This is a genomic window from Lysinibacillus sp. FSL M8-0355 (assembly GCF_038008985.1).
GTDB classification, from domain to species: Bacteria; Bacillota; Bacilli; order Bacillales_A; family Planococcaceae; genus Lysinibacillus; species Lysinibacillus fusiformis_D.
Map to the genome: position 1 here is coordinate 4,693,512 of NZ_JBBPAI010000001.1, position 17,676 is coordinate 4,711,187.

Annotated in this window: 16 protein-coding genes and 1 tRNA gene; 4 read left to right on the forward strand and 13 right to left on the reverse strand. The window is 37.3% G+C overall.

Annotated elements, in window-relative coordinates:
- Positions 1-16: 16 nt before the first annotated feature.
- From MKY46_RS23045 to MKY46_RS23075, 7 genes are all read right to left on the reverse strand, one after another.
- On the reverse strand, positions 17-1,237 hold the full coding sequence (locus tag MKY46_RS23045) for an ABC transporter substrate-binding protein (RefSeq protein ID WP_036123848.1): 1,221 nt from the start codon (positions 1,235-1,237) through the stop codon (positions 17-19).
- A gap of 366 nt (positions 1,238-1,603) precedes the next feature.
- Positions 1,604-2,206 (reverse strand): SAM-dependent methyltransferase, encoded by a 603-nt coding sequence (locus MKY46_RS23050; protein WP_036123850.1) that lies wholly within the window; start codon positions 2,204-2,206, stop codon positions 1,604-1,606.
- A gap of 87 nt (positions 2,207-2,293) precedes the next feature.
- Complete coding sequence (locus MKY46_RS23055) at positions 2,294-4,087, reverse strand: CotH kinase family protein (RefSeq protein ID WP_058845135.1); 1,794 nt, start codon at positions 4,085-4,087, stop codon at positions 2,294-2,296.
- A gap of 42 nt (positions 4,088-4,129) precedes the next feature.
- Complete coding sequence (locus tag MKY46_RS23060) at positions 4,130-4,813, reverse strand: DUF4956 domain-containing protein (protein ID WP_036123865.1); 684 nt, start codon at positions 4,811-4,813, stop codon at positions 4,130-4,132.
- Positions 4,814-4,833: 20 nt separating this feature from the next.
- Positions 4,834-5,535 carry a polyphosphate polymerase domain-containing protein gene (locus tag MKY46_RS23065; RefSeq protein WP_271911903.1) on the reverse strand — a complete coding sequence of 234 codons (702 nt, stop codon included), beginning with the start codon at positions 5,533-5,535 and terminating at the stop codon, positions 4,834-4,836.
- A 295-nt stretch (positions 5,536-5,830) separates the two neighbouring features.
- On the reverse strand, positions 5,831-7,246 hold the full coding sequence (locus tag MKY46_RS23070; protein WP_340835516.1) for a HAMP domain-containing sensor histidine kinase: 1,416 nt from the start codon (positions 7,244-7,246) through the stop codon (positions 5,831-5,833).
- Entirely contained in the window at positions 7,230-7,916 is a 687-nt protein-coding gene (locus MKY46_RS23075; RefSeq protein ID WP_340835518.1) for a response regulator transcription factor, read from the reverse strand. The genes MKY46_RS23070 and MKY46_RS23075 overlap by 17 nt, the downstream gene beginning before the upstream one ends.
- Before the next feature lie 220 nt (positions 7,917-8,136).
- Here MKY46_RS23075 and MKY46_RS23080 point away from each other — a divergent pair, with 220 nt between their 5' ends.
- Positions 8,137-8,469, forward strand: coding sequence for a heme oxygenase (locus MKY46_RS23080; RefSeq protein ID WP_036123876.1), 333 nt, complete (start codon positions 8,137-8,139; stop codon positions 8,467-8,469).
- Positions 8,470-8,555: 86 nt separating this feature from the next.
- On the opposite strand, the gene MKY46_RS23085 is transcribed toward MKY46_RS23080, so the two are convergent.
- Positions 8,556-9,575 (reverse strand): YeiH family protein, encoded by a 1,020-nt coding sequence (locus tag MKY46_RS23085; RefSeq protein ID WP_058845139.1) that lies wholly within the window; start codon positions 9,573-9,575, stop codon positions 8,556-8,558.
- Positions 9,576-9,688: 113 nt separating this feature from the next.
- Here MKY46_RS23085 and MKY46_RS23090 point away from each other — a divergent pair, with 113 nt between their 5' ends.
- Positions 9,689-10,570: a LysR family transcriptional regulator gene (locus tag MKY46_RS23090; protein WP_036123879.1), complete on the forward strand. Its 882-nt coding sequence runs from the start codon at positions 9,689-9,691 to the stop codon at positions 10,568-10,570.
- A gap of 17 nt (positions 10,571-10,587) precedes the next feature.
- Here MKY46_RS23090 and MKY46_RS23095 read toward each other — a convergent pair whose 3' ends face one another.
- Positions 10,588-11,505, reverse strand: coding sequence for a LysR family transcriptional regulator (locus MKY46_RS23095; RefSeq protein WP_340835521.1), 918 nt, complete (start codon positions 11,503-11,505; stop codon positions 10,588-10,590).
- A gap of 122 nt (positions 11,506-11,627) precedes the next feature.
- Here MKY46_RS23095 and MKY46_RS23100 point away from each other — a divergent pair, with 122 nt between their 5' ends.
- Positions 11,628-12,818 (forward strand): coenzyme F420-0:L-glutamate ligase, encoded by a 1,191-nt coding sequence (locus MKY46_RS23100; protein ID WP_036123886.1) that lies wholly within the window; start codon positions 11,628-11,630, stop codon positions 12,816-12,818.
- A 52-nt stretch (positions 12,819-12,870) separates the two neighbouring features.
- Here the strand turns inward: MKY46_RS23100 and MKY46_RS23105 are convergent.
- From MKY46_RS23105 to MKY46_RS23115, 3 genes are all read right to left on the reverse strand, one after another.
- Positions 12,871-12,938, reverse strand: a tRNA-Ser gene (locus MKY46_RS23105).
- 94 nt (positions 12,939-13,032) lie between these two features.
- Positions 13,033-13,668, reverse strand: coding sequence for an RNA ligase family protein (locus MKY46_RS23110; protein WP_036123890.1), 636 nt, complete (start codon positions 13,666-13,668; stop codon positions 13,033-13,035).
- A gap of 20 nt (positions 13,669-13,688) precedes the next feature.
- Complete coding sequence (locus MKY46_RS23115; protein ID WP_058845143.1) at positions 13,689-14,645, reverse strand: AAA family ATPase; 957 nt, start codon at positions 14,643-14,645, stop codon at positions 13,689-13,691.
- Positions 14,646-14,865: 220 nt separating this feature from the next.
- Between MKY46_RS23115 and MKY46_RS23120 the strand changes: the two genes are divergently transcribed.
- On the forward strand, positions 14,866-16,326 hold the full coding sequence (locus MKY46_RS23120) for an IS1182 family transposase (protein ID WP_340833939.1): 1,461 nt from the start codon (positions 14,866-14,868) through the stop codon (positions 16,324-16,326).
- 156 nt (positions 16,327-16,482) lie between these two features.
- Here the strand turns inward: MKY46_RS23120 and MKY46_RS23125 are convergent, their stop codons facing one another.
- The gene (locus MKY46_RS23125) at positions 16,483-17,661 is read right to left on the reverse strand and encodes a M20 metallopeptidase family protein (RefSeq protein ID WP_340835523.1); all 1,179 of its coding nucleotides are present in this window, start codon (positions 17,659-17,661) and stop codon (positions 16,483-16,485) included.
- Positions 17,662-17,676 lie beyond the last annotated feature (15 nt).

The window sequence follows — 17,676 nt, forward strand, 5'->3', positions numbered from 1 at the left end:
CCTTGCTTACAAAACATTAAGGATTAACTTTAGAGTTGAACACTTGTTTACCGTCTTTGAATTCAAGAACTGTTGCTGTTTTAATTGGGTTATGGTTTTCGTCAACTGAGAAAGTACCTGTTACTAAAGAAAGATCTTTTGTTGCAGCTAATTCATTTTTAATTGCTTCACCATCCGTAGAGCCTGCACGTTTAATCGCATCTGCAATGTAGTAAATTGAGTCATAACCAAGTGCATTAAATGCGTCAGGTGCTTTGTCACCATTTGCCGCTTTAAATGCCTTTACGAAATCTTGAATTTTTTGGTCTGGGTCTTCAGCAGAATAGTGGTTTGTGATGTATGTGTTATTCAATGCATCCGCACCAGCTAAATCTATTAAAGTTGGAGAATCCCAACCATCAGCACCCATTAAAGGTACATCAATACCCATTTCACGTGCTTGTTTAACGATTAAACCAACTTCTTCATAGTATCCTGGGATAAAAATGAAATCTGGATTTGATGCTTTAATATTTGTTAACTGTGTACGGAAGTCTGTATCCTTGGCTACATAAGCTTCTTCTTTCACAACTTTTCCGCCACTCTTAGTAATTGTTTCTTTAAAGGATTTTGCCAAACCTTTTGCATAGTCTGATGCATTATCTGCGAAAATAGCTACATTTTTCGCATCTAGCTCGCCTGAGGCAAAGTTAGCCGCTACAATTCCTTGGAATGGATCGATAAAGCATGTACGGAATGCATATTCATTCACACTGCCATCTTCGTTTACTGTAATATTTGGCGCTGTACCAGAACCAGTTACAATTGGAATTTTATTATCATTGGCTATTTGAACCGTTGCTACTGTATTTCCTGAAGTTGCAGGCGCTAGCATTGCTACTACTTTATCTTGCGTTGCTAGTTTAATAGCAGCTGAGGTTGCCTCAGAGTTCTCTGATTTATTATCTACTTTAATCAGTTCAATTTTCTTACCGTCAATACCGCCAGCATCATTAATTTCTTTTACAGCCAGTTCTGCACCTAGCCCAATAGAGGAACCATAAGATGCTACATTCCCCGAAAGCTCTAAGTTGGCACCAATTTTAATTGTATCGCCATCAGATGAACCTCCGCCTGATGATGAGCCTCCGCCAGAACTTGAATCGTCTCCGTTACCACAACCTGCAAGAACACCAGCAAGTAATGAAGATGCTACTAAAAGTGAACCGAACTTCTTAAGCTTTTTGCTCTCTCTCATAATTAAATTCCCCCTGAAAATTTCTAAAATATTAGATATTTCTGATAATTATAAACAATTAAATTCATTTACTCAATAGCAAAAATAATTATTTATAACTATCTAAAACGAATGAAAAATATTATTCATATAAGCCTTTTACATTGTAAAACATTCTTTATATTTAGTCTAGAGTGATTTTTCAGTATAATTAGTTATTTGTGAATTATCTTTTAATTTTACATAAAGACTAGTACAAAACTAGTAGATGAAATTACTTTTTTACAATAAAGTCTACGTAAGAGCGTTCATTTTCTTATATCATTATTTCCCTGAAAATAATTACTTTATTTAAATTAGAAAAGCTTAGAGTTGGTTTCCCAAGCTCTAAGCTCTTTTTAAGACAAACACACAAAGACGTTCATTAATATTGGTTTCATTTTCTAAATGAACCTCATGAAGTAATTCAAATGATGTTCCGTGATGTAAAAATTGTAAATAATCATAAGGCGGATAATATAAAATTAAATGAATATCTCGCATTCGCTGTTCATAGGATTTCCAAATATTATGAATGACTGTACGAAAAATGTGAATTGAAAAAGGGTTGAAGAAGAAGAACACATTATCACGTGACTTTATTTCATAAGCCTCAGCTATTGTATGAATAAACGAAATGGGTGCATGTGCTTTCATTTTTTGGAGATAACTACGTTTATTTTCTTCAGCCTCTGCATAAAATCCTGCATCCATTTCTATCCCAATAGTCGGAATACGGAACTTATGATGCACATAAATGGGTACTCTTCCTTTTCCACATCCCATATCAATGAATACTGGATTGTCCGGCATCTCGTACGCTTCAAACAATTGTTCCAACCCGCTATATGGTGTTGGCTCATATCGGTGATAGTGTGCGAGTTTTGGGAAACCGTATTGTTCTCCCACTGTGTTAATATGCAAATATTTATCAAACTGCTGTTCATTCATATGAAAAGACTCCTCAGAAAAGAATGCTTTATTTTAACACGATAAAATGCAAAAACCATACCCAAACATGTTGGATATGGTTATTTTTCAACGACCTCTGCGTTTAAATTTAACAACAAAGAGAAGTGCTAAGAGAAGCAATACAAGGCAGGCTGCGGCTGTAAACACTGTATTTTTATCAATTACAGTTGCTTGATTAGACGCTCCATCATTTTCACCTGGCATACTGATTGGGCCTCCGCTTCCATCAGGACGTTGCATTGATTCGCCATTTTGTCCTTCTCGTGGGCCATTGCCTTCTCTATTAAACGGTGGGCTCTGTGATGGATCAAAATCCTCTGGTAGCTGACTCGGGTCAAAATTCTCTGGCATTGAATTCATCTCACCATTTTCATTTGGAGTTGGTACGCCCATATTTCCTTGTGATGTCGTAGACGCTTCTACAACCAGCTCTCCAGATAGCTGCTTTAAAATAGATTGGGAGCGCTGTTTAGCGAATTCAGGTAAGCTATTTTCACCTTCAACTGCCTCTAAGAATTGCTCTGTAGTAGAGAATTTTGTGGGATCTGCCTCCACATAGGTCGTTATTAATAGTGCTAAGTTTTTAGTAATAGCTTGTACATAATCCTCTGTTAAATAGGTTGTCGCTAGCTCTTCTAGATAACCTTCATATTTAGCACGGTACTCTTCATTAGTAAGCAAGGCATTCAGCAGTGGCCGCTCCTCTAACGTTGTGCCAGAAACAGGGGTTTTCACACTAAAATTAATAGCACTCTCGGCTAACAGGTTGCTTGACATCCCCATTTCCATTCCCCTATTGAAGCCTCCATCTGGCTGTTGTAACCTCCCCCCACCTGCCTGATTAAGTTGTTCATTGTTTTGTGCTCCTGATTCTTCTAAAGTTGTCGGAGCATCAGCTGGATTTTGACTGTTTTCTCCACCCATTCTACCGCCTCCACCGCCAACACCAAAGCCGCCGAAGGACATATTGTAATCCCATGGAATAATTGAAAACACACCATTCTGTTCATACAAATAATAGTTATGTTTCATATTCCCCTGGTAACTATCTAAATTGACAAGTGCTGTATTGACAGCGAAATAACGTAACATTTCATCGACATCAAGGTATTTTTCGATGTCTCCACCGTTATTAATAGCATTTAGCATCTCCACAAGCTTGGATTGATCCATATGACCTTCATTTGTTTTTAATCCCATGCCTGTATAGTCTGCAATATCATCACTAATATATTTCAAATCACTGCCAGTTCCGTCTGGCTTAAATAAAAAGCCATCATTGGAACCATAGTTATTGGCTAGGAATGTCTCATCTACTGCTTCCACTCCTAAAAACAAGCCCCGTTCCTCACCATTTACTGTGACATACATATAGGAGTGTGCTGGTGTTGGTAAGCCCATTTGCTCCATCATTTCATAGGAGATATATTCCCGCATCAATGTAGCATCACTATAATTATTATTTAAATTTAATTTTTTCAAACCATATAAGCTTTGAGTATCATCATAGTAATCAAAATCGATTTTTAAACTATAACGATCCGAGTCACTATTGACAACTGATCGTAATGATAAATTGCCTTTTGTGCGAATAGCAACATTCTCAATTTTCTTGCCGTTTACTGTAATATCCGCCTGTTTTAATTCCTCGTCCGCTGCATTTTCAAGCATGTCAGTCCAATCTTCCTCAGCAATCTCGATATCGACAGTGGTTACTTTATTGCTATTAAATACCATATCCTCATAGGAGAACTCGGAATTTTTCGTTTCAATTCCTGCATTTGGAAGTACAGCATATATCACGACAAAGAGAAGGAGTAAAATTGCCATGCACAGGTAGACAATTCGTGTTTTAATCATAGCCATCACCTCTCATCGTAGTCCTTTTTGTTAATGAGGTCATTACGCTGTGAAATTCCCATCGTAGCTAAGCATAATGGCTGATTTAACACCAGCAACTTTTGTTAGTTCATCCATCAGCTTCGCATCATTTTGCTTTACACGAATTTCGTAAGTTGTTTCAATTTCATCATTATGCATAATGGATTTTGATTTGAGTGCGAATTTTTTTGTTTGTGCAGCAATAATTCGCTCCACCTCAGCATTTGCTAGCTCTTCTTCAAACTTTACAATCAATAAATAAGGATTCTCTACCGTAATTTTATTCACGAACACTAGTAGTACAAGACCGATTAACACAGCACCGATAATTACTAATGGAATAAACCCTGCTCCACATAAAATACCAGAAACAATTGCCCAGAAAATATAGACTAAATCCATTGGATCTTTAATAGGTGTTCTGAAACGTACGATGGATAAAGCACCAACCATACCAAGTGATAACAGAACATTTGAACTAATCCCCATAATTACAAGTGCAGTTGCCATTGTCATAATAAGTAATGAGATATTGAATGAATGAGAGTAAATGACACCATTAAAAGTTTTCTTATAAACGGCGTAAATGAAAAGCCCTATAAAAAATGCCACTACTAAGCCAATAATAGAATCGATTAATGAAAATGATGTTGTTTTTTCTAAAAAGTTGGATTTAAATATATCGCTAAATTTAATTGTATCCATTTGTTCATTCTCCTTTGTATTTAGCCGTACATACGACTAAGCTGATATTTGGAATAGGCCTCTGCACGTGTATCTACAGATTGTAGTAAATACTTGATAATGTCTGGTAAATATTCATCATACTTTACCTCTAAAACCACAAGGTTCGGCTCCAGTACATCTACCATCGGCAGGTTTTGATTAAACATATCTGTGTTGCGTAGACTCGATTGGACCTTACTATCAAACGTTACGCGGACATTTCCGAACGGATAAATGTACGCCTCTCGCTCATAGTCTACTACCGTTGTAGGTCTAAGCTGGCTATAATTCATTTCTTGATATAAGTCTCGAATTAGCACTCGGTCGTCATTCTCCATCCAGGATATATCCCCGACACGCATTTGTTCATACTCAGCCTGAGATATCTTACACTTCGATTTAAAAGTGACATTGTTACGCTTACTTTTTCGCTCTAAATTAATAATGGCACTAGATTTCCCGTATATGCGTACCCGATATTTATCCCGATTGATATAGCCCTCTTTTTTCTCATTTAGCACTTTATTGGCCAAATTATCGAAATACGTACTACGGATCAAATATTTACCGTCCTTGCCCGCATGCTGGTCTAGCTGCATAACATGCTGAAGCTTAGCTTTTAATAAAGCATAATCTGGGTAGGATATCGCTTGTTTAATCTCTTGGCGACCATTTGGATTAAATGAAGTTACTATCGGCATCTCATCACGCTCCCTTGTCTTAGTGTTATACTGACAGCTGCTTTCCCATTTGAATGGTTTACCAACTAGTACATGAAGATGACAAAACCTTCATAAGGCTCGTACTCGTCGTCTACACCATTTACTATAAAGAGCTTTTGTGTCAGGCAGATGTCGGCTTTACATATTCTTCAACTATTTTTTACAATTCAATGCTCACCACCATCTCTATGAGAAATGCAAAAAAATAACTATCGTCTTCCTCTACTCTCGGTACAATGATTGGCTGCATCAACATAAAAAAGCTACCACGCTCTTACAGCGTAGTAGCCTTTTGTAATACTAATTCAAAGGATGTACCAGAGGTCTTGCTTTCGATTAATCGTAAATCACCCCCGACAGATTGTGCCATCATTTTACTAAGTGGTAGTCCTAAACCCAAGCCTCGAACTGTATATTTTTTATTTTCTCCTCTATAAAAACGCTCAAAAATAAATGCCTGTTCCTCCAGAGGGATACCGCGCCCTGTATCTTTGACTATCATCGATAACGTATCCCCTTGATCTGTCAGCGTTAAGGTGATTGTTCCTTTGTCCATCGCCTGTTTGGCATTCGTTAAAAGGTTTGTCATGATTTGTTGGATACGAACAATATCAGCCTCTACCAGTACAGGTTGATCTAATAAGTGCAAATTCACACTTACAAGCTCATCATCCTGCATGACTTCCCACTGAGCCACTGCATCACGCAATAACTGATTAACATCTACAGATTCGATCTTCACGGGGATAGCATCCACAGCAAAGTGGTTAAAGGCAAGTAAATCACCAACCATTGTTTTCATTTTTGTTGTTTCAACCATCGCCATTTCAATGAACTCTATCGCATCCTGCCCTGTTACAACGCCATCTTTTACAGCTTGTAATAGACCACTTATCGAGGTAACAGGTGTTTTCAACTCATGAGTGACACCTGCTAATAATTCCGTTCGCGTTTTCTCCAGTTGTTCTAGCTTACTCGCCATATTTTTAAAGGATGTAACAAGCTCATAGACCTCTTTTTCTTTACTATCTTGAGGTAAATCAACAGCATAATGACCTTCCTGGACATGCTTGGCTGCCTCTGCTACTTGCTTGATTGGACGGGCTAAACGCTTTGATAAAAAGTAAATGGCTATCCAGCCTAATAAAGCCAATGCTCCAATCAATAAGGCAAGCTGTCCATATGCTTGGTTAACCCTTGTTAAATTTACCTTCTTCTCCATCACGAGAACCCAGCCCAATAACTGATCATTATTTTCTATCTTTCTTATAACCACATATTCGGGCTCTCTTCCCCCAGTTACTTCCTTCGTCCCTTCTTCTCCATCCAACAAACCAGTCACATTTTTGGCACTGCCAGGAGGCACAGGGCGGTTACTCGTCAGTATATTGCCTTCTGTGTCAACAACATACAAAATCGGATCAATCTCTCTCATATTGAAGCGCTCACGATCCCCAATAAAGCCTGGAATACCATTTATCGGCCCATTATTAGGATTTGTTGTATCAGTTAAACGATAGACCGTCTCGTCTGCTAAAAACGCCATCAATTCTAATCGATTTTCAAATATTGTATGACGAATCCACGCAGCCGAGATGAAGGAAATTATAGCTAAGCCAATAAAAAGTGTTAATAAATAACGGCTCGTCCAATATTGGAGTAAAGATATTCGCTTATTTTTTTTGAACACTTAGCTGATACCCCAATCCACGTAGTGTCTTTATTTCTCCTTCTGCCCCATCCCATTCCTTTAATGCCCTTCTAAGCCTCTTTATAGCTAAATCTACTGCTCGATCACTACCTTCATACTCCCAACCCCAAACTTGATCTATGAGCTGATCACGGGTAAATGTTTGATTGGAATGGTCTGCTAAAAACATAAGCACTGATAAATCTCTTGGCGTTAATACAATCTCTTCTTCACCAAGAAATACCCTATGTGCTTTACTATCAATGGTTAAAGAACCATAACGTTTTATAACGGATGAATCTGTGCTTCCTTCAGCACGTCTTAAAACAGCCCTCACCCTTGCAACAACTTCATCTGCAATAAAAGGCTTAGCAATATAATCGTCTGCCCCATGGTCAAACCCTTCTAAGCGGTAGTTTACTTCACCTAATGCTGTCAACATAATAACAGGGCAAGTACTTAGCTCTCTAATTTCCTTTAAAATGGACCAGCCGTTTTTCTCTGGCAACATAATATCTAATAACACTAGGTCTGGCTGTATTTCCCGAAACATGTCCAAGGCTTCACCACCATTGAAACATTGTGTCACATCATAACCCACTTTTTGTAAATATACCTTTAACACCTGACTTATTGCATATTCATCTTCTACTACTAAAATATTTGCCATAGGCATTCACCTCGATACTAGTTCGCTCTTACATTCATTATAGCACCAGATTATGTCAGTTAAATGTCAGCCTATATACAGCCCATAAACTGCTATGAGATAATATATAGAGGGGCATCTATTGACAATGTCTTCCTAAGCCACTTATCATTGATTGCGAATGATAATCAATGATAATTCATTCAAAATTTAAATAAATGAAATTAAGGGGGGTAAAAGCATGATTATTGTAACTAATCGTATTCAAGTGAAACCTGGTTTTGCTGCGAAAATGGCACCTAACTTTACAAAGCCAGGTCCACTACAACAATTTGAAGGCTTCCATAAAGTAGAGGTGTTAATTTCGACCGACGATCCTACTTATGACGAGATGAGTGTTAATATGTATTGGGAATCCAAAGAGCATTTCCAAGCATGGCGTAATAGCGATGCATTCGCAGCAGCCCATCAGCGTCCAAGTTCGGGTTCTGAGGGAGAAAAAGCGGACAGCCCAATGATTGGCAGCAAAATTGTGGTGGCTGAATTAGCATCTTCCATCGAAGCTTTACGTTAATGAACGACAATTAAATTATTTATACATTATCTTCTGATTCTATCTAAAAAGCCCTGCATGTTGAACCGACTATGCAGGGTCTTTTTTTAAGATAAAATAATGACTAGTATATAACCCAAAACGGATAAACAAACAGAGCCAATTAAACCAGCAATAAATGCCTTTACACCAAGCTCCTTAAAGGTTTTAATCTCCACATTTAACCCAAGGCCAGCCATGGCCATAGCGATTAAAATATACGCAATATTGACAAATGCTTGTGCTACATTAGCTGGTATAATCCCCAATGAATTAATAGCACTCATCGCTAAAAACCCTAAAATAAACCACGGAATGATGGAGAAGGAAAATGCCTTTTTCTCTTTATTTTTGTCTATTCTTCGATAGAAAATACCGATCATAATTGCTACTGGTACAAGTAGGGCAACACGTGTTAATTTCACAATAACCGCTATATCAATGGCTTCATTTCCACCAGCAGACGCTGCTGCAATAACATGGGCAATTTCATGTAATGTACCACCTGCAAAAATACCGTACTCTGTTGGCGTTAAGTCGATGATGGAATAGATAACCGTATAAATAAGCGTAAATATAGTCCCTAATAAGGCAACAATTGCTGCCCCTACTGCCGTTTCTTTTTCATTTGCTTTTATTTGAGGTGCGATTGCCACTACAGCAGCAGCCCCACAAATTGCTGTCCCACAAGCCGTTAATATCCCTAGCTTCTGTTCCACTTTAAACATTTTTGTTAATCCGTACACAACTAGTAAAGCAAATACTAAATTAATGACTGCAATCAAAAAAACATTTGCCCCTGCATGATAAATGTCTGCCAAATTTAAGCGCATGCCCAATAAAATAATGCCAAGCCGTAATAGCTTCTTACTAGAGAAGGCAATACCCACTTGCCATGAATCTTGTACTTTAAAAGCTGCTCTCCAAGCCATTCCTAATATAATGGCAATAACCAACTGACCTAATATTGAAAAGAAAGGAAATGTGGCAATATATTTCGCTACTAAAGCAATAAGGAGTGTTAACAATACTCCTTTCAAGAAATTAGGATTAAGGGTGGATTTCACTTTATTCTGTCTATTAACCATGTTGTTCACTTCTTTCTCCCTTGTTGATTATTACTTTAATAAAAAGCGAACTATTAGTAAAATACATATATATAATCATTATCATTAACATTTCTAATAATAGAGGTGAAAGTATGCAATACGAAGCTTTAAAAACGTTCGTCACACTAGTTGAGGTCAATAATTTTACGAAAACCTCTGAAATACTTCATATTTCACAGCCAAGTGTTAGCTTACACATTAAAAACCTAGAACAGGAATTACAAACAACCTTATTTATTCGCTCACCAAAATCCGTGCAAATTACACCAACTGGTGAAATTCTTTATAAACGAGCGAAGCAAATCATGGCTATAACTGAAGCGGCGAAAGAGGATATTGCGGCCTATCATCAAGAGGTACAAGGTACATTAGTCATTGGAGCAAGCTTTACGATCGGCGAATATATATTGCCCCCCATCATAGCAAGCTTGCAGCAACAGTTCCCACAACTTGAGCTTCAAATTATTATTGGCAATACGAAAGAAATCATTCAATATACAAAATTATTGCAAGTTGATATTGGTCTGATAGAAGGGCAAGCACAGGATAATGAACTGGTAATTAAACCATTTATGCAGGATGAACTATTTATTGTCAGTGCCAGTAATCATCCACTGACAAAGCAACAACCCATTACCCCTGATAAACTTCAACAGCAAAACTGGGTTGCCCGTGAAGAAGGCTCTGGGACACGTTATTATTTAGATCATTTATTCAGAGCAAACGGTCTACAAATCCAATCACTTTTGACGATTAGTAGTAATCAGGGGGTCAAAGAGAGCGTTATGCAGGGACTTGGTCTTTCCTTACTATCCGCTTGTGTTATTGAACGTGAATTAAAAAATGAAGATATGACCATTTTGCCCCTTGAAGGACAGCATTTTCTGCGGACATTTTCTTATCTTTGCTCACCAACGATGAAAAATAAGCGCAATGTCGACATACTCATAGATATATTAATAAAGAAAGCTTAGCTGACTTTTTCTCGTCGCTAAGCTTTCTTTATGGTTCTTCTCGTATTCAAACGCTTAGTTTCAATGATTTCCACAAATTTTGTCGCTGCTCTAGAAAGAGGTACTGTTTTCAAATAACACATACCAATACTCCTTGTTGGAATACTTTCCATTAAGGTTAATTCATAGAGAAGACCTCGCTGGAGATAGTCCTTTGAAAATTCCTTGGTTACACACGCAATACCGAGATTACTACGAGCAAACTCTAACACCAAATCATGTGAACCTAGCTCAAATTCGGGTTCAATATGGATACCTCTTGCAAAGAGATAGTCTTCCACATACTTTCGTGAATTCGATTTTTTCTCTAGAAAGATAAGTGGAAATTTCAAAAGATCCTCATAGCTTAAACTTTTAGACGCAAGTGTCTTGTATTTCTCCCCACACACGAAGATATCTTGAATATCCGTGCATACGGTTAACTGTAAAGTTGAATCCTCTATTGGAAAATTGCAAAATCCGATATCAACCTCACCCGATTTAATAAAATTGCATATTTCAGATGTTGTACCATTTAACATTTGTAATTTGATATTCGGATACATTGTATGGAATGCTTCTAAATAAGGCATTAAAAAGAAGCGTGAAATGGTATCCCCTACTCCTAGTTTTAATTGCCCTGTTGTTAAATTTTTAAATTCTAGCAACTTTTCTTCACCGGCATCTAAAAGCCCTAAAGCTGAATTCGTATATTCAAAGAGAAGACTACCCTCTGTTGTCAGCGTCACACCTTTTGGAGTTCGATTAAAAAGACGTGTTCCAAGCTCCTTCTCCAATTGCATCATTGCCTGACTAACAGCAGGCTGTGTCATATATAAATCCTTAGCCGCACTCGAAAAGCTATTATTTTTTGCTACAACACTAAAAATACGATATAAATCTAATTTCCCTATCATATAAGCACCTCTTATAGCTATTATATGAACTATTAATTTTACTTATATCATTACTGGAGCGTATAGTAAAATCATATGGATTTTATTTCACTTTACGATTGATAGAATGAGGAGAGATTAAGTTGGAACGTGTAATCGGTACAGTTGTAAGAGGTCTTCGTGGTCCTATTATTAACGAAGGCGATAATATTGAACAAATCGTTGTAGATACAGTGTTAAATGCTGCAACAATTGAAGGCTATGCAATCGAGGATCGTGATATTGTCACAGTAACTGAATCTGTTGTAGCACGTGCACAAGGTAACTATGCGTCAATAGATGATATCGCTGTAGATGTGGCAGCTAAGTTCGGCGATGATACTGTCGGCGTTATTTTCCCGATTTTAAGTCGAAACCGCTTTGCCAACTGTTTACGTGGTATTGCCAAAGGTGTTAAAAAGGTTGTACTAATGCTAAGCTACCCATCCGATGAAGTAGGTAATCACCTTGTAGATATTGATGAGTTAGATGTAAAAGGCATTAACCCTTGGACAGATACATTAAATGAGGTTGAATTCCGTGAACATTTTGGCTACCAAAAACATACATTCACGGGTGTAGATTATATCGAATACTATAAAGAGTTAATTGAAGCAGAAGGCGCTAAATGTGATGTCATCTTCTCTAATAACCCAAAAACAATTTTAAATTATACAAAGAGTGTATTAACATGTGATATTCATACACGCTTCCGTACAAAGCGCATTTTAACAGCAAACGGTGCTGATAAAGTTTACAGCCTTGATAATATTTTAGCTGAGTCTATTAATGGGTCTGGCTTCAATGCAGAATATGGTCTTCTTGGCTCTAACAAAGCGACAGAGGATAGTGTAAAACTATTCCCCCATACTTGTCAGCCGATTGTTGATGGAATCCAAGCAAAAATTAAAGAGGCAACAGGCAAAACGGTAGAAGTCATGATTTATGGTGACGGTGCATTTAAAGATCCAGTGGGTAAAATTTGGGAGCTTGCAGACCCTGTTGTTTCACCAGCGTTTACGGCTGGATTGCATGGGACACCAAACGAGGTTAAATTGAAATACTTAGCAGATAACGACTTTGCTAACCTTCGAGGTGAAGAATTAAAAGCCGCTATTTCTGAATACATTCAAAATAAAGATGAAGATTTAACGGGTCAAATGGCTGCACAAGGAACAACACCTCGTCGCTTAACAGACCTAATCGGTTCGCTATCTGATCTAACATCTGGCTCAGGTGACAAAGGAACACCTATGATTTATATTCAAGGTTACTTCGATAACTATACTAAATAAAAAAAATGAACTCTCGTGTAGAAATGAGAGTTCATTTTTATTTACCTTTGCGTGAGGATGACAGGAATCGAACCTGTAAGCCCTTTTCAAAAGGGATATGCATTCCTTGCACACTTCCTCATATTATATATTTTTGGAGTAATTGATTTAGTATTACATTTTTCTCAGTCCTTTTTATTTAATCTTTAATCAAAGTAATTTTGTTAGATCCATTTTATTTTAAGCCATTTGGAATCATTTCTTCCTGTAGCCAATGATCGCTTGTTTGAACATGTTGCGGTCTCACAAATTTTCCTAAATTATAGCGAAAATCATCATAATGGAATGAGGCAGCGTTTCTAATCACATACCCCTCTTGTTCACCATCAAAAATGGATTTACCAGTAAATGTCCGTTTTATTTGTTCTTCATCAAAAATACCCCGATATAAAACGGGTACTGTTTCAATACCTAACTCAGCTGCAAAAGCGACCGTTTCATCCCAACTTAAACAAATATTATCTTCATTCCAAATACTAAATAAATAAAAATAACTTGTTAAGGCTTGATAATAAATGGAATGCTTCGCATACATATTTTCTCCACATAAGCGCCAATCATTAGGAATTCGATACGCAAAACTTGCATGAAATGTTTTTATCCAATGTCTAGAAGGATGATTGGCTGAATGGATGCTTCTGGCATGCATATAGTCTTTGTAAAGCGTAGTGCCTTCCCCATCTAGTTTTTCAGTGACCACCACTTCTTTTCCTATAAAATGATTCACATTTTTAGCAACTTTATCATCATGGGTATAGCCCCTGCTCCAGGGTAAATGAAAGCTTCTTGGGTATTTCATTAATTTCGTCATAGTTCCACTTCCTTTCCTTTTTATTTAGCAAATTGATCTGCCTCTCGGAAGAAATAAAGTCTTGTTAATAAATCACCATCTAATAAGTGATAAATTTGGCTTCCGCCTTTATCGCCCCCATACTGGATTAACATATGAAATTGCACTAAATGAACAACCTTCAACACAAAATCCTCTTCAAAGCCCAACTCTACGAGAAAATGACAAACCAATTGGGCAGATACATTTTCATGCCCATAATAGCCATATCGTTGTTGCAATGGTTTATATTTTTTGCAAAATGGTTTGCCGACATCATGGAACAATGCAGCCAATTGTAGTGCCAGTTTATCGCTTTCCAAGTAGTATTCATTGATATAGGCAAACACGAAATACGTATGCTGACATAGTAAAAATTGATGGTATGGATTTTCTTGATTGAAATGATAAATTTCTTTAAAAAGTGGGACTGATCGAAGTGTTTGAAACAGTTCTTCATAAGTGGGTTGGCTTTGTATAAGTGAGACAAATTGCTGTCGAGAGATATCATAGGGACTTGATTCATGTACAATATGCACTTCATCAAACCCTTCTCCTGCTGTAGGAAACTCTAGATGCTTTCTCATTTTTTCCATCACCAATAATGGTACATGCCGCTTCCGCCGTTGGTTTCTGGCTACACAGATTGAATAAGGGGTATCAAAGTAATAGCATTCCTTCTTAACCGCACTCGACAATTTGCGGAGTGCAAACATTCTGCGCTCCCGCTCTATATTGGTGGCATCTACAATGACAGAATAACCTTTTGCCACTAAATCATTCAGACGCTCATATAACGTGCGAAAGACTACACGTGATTTTTGCTTGGTGGCATCACCAAACAATTCTTGACGTATTGCATCACTGGAAAGAATAATCGCATTTTCACTTTTCGCTAGCTGTTTCACAAATGTACTTTTTCCACTTCCAGGCAACCCCACTGTAAAGATTACCTTCATCCTCTGCACCTCCCTTCAAGTTTCTATATCGTATTAAAAGAACAATCCTTTAGTTTTCAATACATACTGTAAGCAATTTAAAAGGCATGAGCCATTACCACACCGAGGCCACTGAAAAACTTCATCTGGTTCCACTTAGCGAGGTATTCGACGATTGAATCGTCGAATACCTCGCCTTTTTAATTTATAATTGAGTGACTAAATGCAGGTGGTGTTCCCAATGATTTCAAACCAAGAGACTTTCAACTTAAGTCCATATATGGCCATTTACGATATTGTCGTGCCAAAAGATAATATGCTTCGTCAAATTAACGAACTAGTGGATTTCTCATTCATTTTAGAAGAATTGAAAACAAAATATTGTTTAGACAATGGAAGAAATGCGATTCCTCCGATTCGAATGTTTAAGTACTTATTGTTAAAAGCCATTTTTAATGTATCTGATGTAGACCTTGTCGAACGTTCAAAATATGACATGTCTTTCAAGTATTTTTTAGGTATGGCGCCAGAAGATGACGTGATTGATTCAAGTTCACTCACAAAATTCCGAAGACTGCGTCTTCAAAATGTAAGTTTATTAGATATGCTCATTGGAAAAACAGTTGAAATCGCACTCGAAAAGAACATTATCAAAAGTAAAACAATCATTGTGGACGCAACACATACCAAAGCACGTTATAACCAAAAATCACCGAAAGAATTTTTACAAGAAAAATCAAAATATACCCGCAAAGCAGTGTATCAATTTGATAAATCCATGAAAGAAAAATTTCCAAAGAAGAATACTTCTAACGAAGTAAAAGATGAATTAACTTACTGTGAAAGATTGATTGCCATTATTGAAAATAAACCACAAATCGCTCATCTACCAGCTGTAAAGGAAAAATTGAACGTGTTAAAAGAAGCTGTAGAAGATACGCAAGAACATCTAAATTATTCAACAGACACCGATGCACGAGTAGGACATAAAACAGCAGACAGTTCTTTCTTTGGTTATAAAACACATTTAGCAATTAGTGATGAACGTATAATTACAGCAGCAGTCGTTACAACAGGTGAAAAATCAGATGGACATTATCTACAAGAACTGATTGAAAAAAGTAAAGTAACAGGAATGGAAGTTGAAACAGTCATCGCTGACACAGCTTATTCAGGGAAAAACAATTTACTTTATACAAAAGAACAAAGCATTCAACTGATTTCTAAGTTAAATCCAATGATTACTCAAAATGGGCGAGGAAACGGAAAAGGATTTGACTTTAATAAAGATGCAGGTTTATTTGTATGTCCAGCAGGACATTTAGCAAATAGAAAAAGTAAAAAACCAGATTCACACCCAGGAGCAAGTGCAAGAATGGTTTATTTTTTTGACATTGAAAAATGTAAGGTCTGTCCACTCCGAGAAGGGTGTTTTAAAGAAGGTGCAAAAACTAAGACCTATTCTGTTGCCATTAAATCAGAAGAACATTTAGACCAACAAGCTTTTCAAGAAACAGAAGAATTTAAACGCTTAGCTCGAGAACGTTATAAAATCGAAGCAAAAAATAGTGAGTTAAAAAATAAACACGGGTACGATCAAGCATCGGCTGCGGGTTCATTTGGCATGCAAATTCAGGGAGCAACGACGATATTCGCTGTCAATCTAAAAAGAATCTTAAAGCTTCTGAATGGAAAAGGGTAATAAATAGGTGAAAAAGATAGGGCGTTTCCTGTTCAAAATTGAACAAGAAGCGCCCTATCTTTTTCTAAAACGAATTTATTTATAAAAAACGCAAGTTTTTCAGTGGCCTCTACCACACCAATACTCATGCCTTCATTATTTTTTAGCTTACGTCACTTATGGGCAAAGTGTCCGTGCTATATTTTCAAAGTAACGAACACCATATATAAGAGCTTCTTCATCTACTTTAAAACGAGGATGGTGCAATGGGTACGCTTCACCAAACTCTACGTTATGTACCCCGATAAATTGCATAGATGAGGGAACAACTTCTGAAAAATCGGCAAAATCCTCTGTGCCAAATATAGGTTCAGGCAATACCTTCACACCTGTAGCACCAACAATCTCTCCAGCTATACGACGAGATAATGCCGTTAATTCCTTATCATTTGTGACGGAAGGGCAACCTAGCTCCCAATTAATGTCTACTTTTGCACCGTGCATAGTTGCAATACCTGTCACTATCTTTTCTAAATGTTCTCGTGTATCCACACGAATTTTCGCATCTAGGGAACGGATTGTTCCTCCAAGCTCTGCTGTATCTGCAATAATATTTAATGCCGTTCCACAGTGAAATTTTGCAACAGTTAAAACAGGTGCATGTGTACTTGGCACTTTACGTGACACTATTGTTTGTAAAGCTACAACTATTTCAGAACCAATTATTAAAGGATCTATAGCGACCTCTGGTGTTGATGCATGACCGCCGCGACCATAAATTTTAATTTCAAAATCATCTGCTGCTGCAGTAAATTTACCATCTTTCATAGCAAATTGCCCTACTTCATAATCAGGGCTCACGTGTAAAGCGAAAGCATAATCGACATTCTCTACTATTCCTAGTGCAACTAGTTGAGCAGCCCCCCCTGGTGTCACCTCTTCAGCATGCTGAAAAACAAAACGAATTTCTCCATTAAAATTGGTCCCACGCTCAGCCAATGCCTTTGCTGCACCAAGTAACATGGCTGGATGAGCATCATGTCCACACGCATGCATGACCCCTGGATTTATTGATTTGAATGGTAGATCCGTTTCTTCTTCAATCGGCAATGCGTCAATATCAGCTCGTAGTAAAATGGTATGTCCTTTATCTTCTGTTTTTGTACCTCTTAAAAAGGCACATACACTTGTTTCTGTTAAACGTCTTACTTCTAAATGAGGAAACGTTATTAATTGATCATAAATATATTGAGCTGTCTTATGCTCTTGATGTGATAATTCAGGATGCATATGCAAATGCCGACGCCATTCAACAACCTGTTGTTTTAAATTAGCCGTTTCTATCAATCTAACCACTCCTAATTTATTATT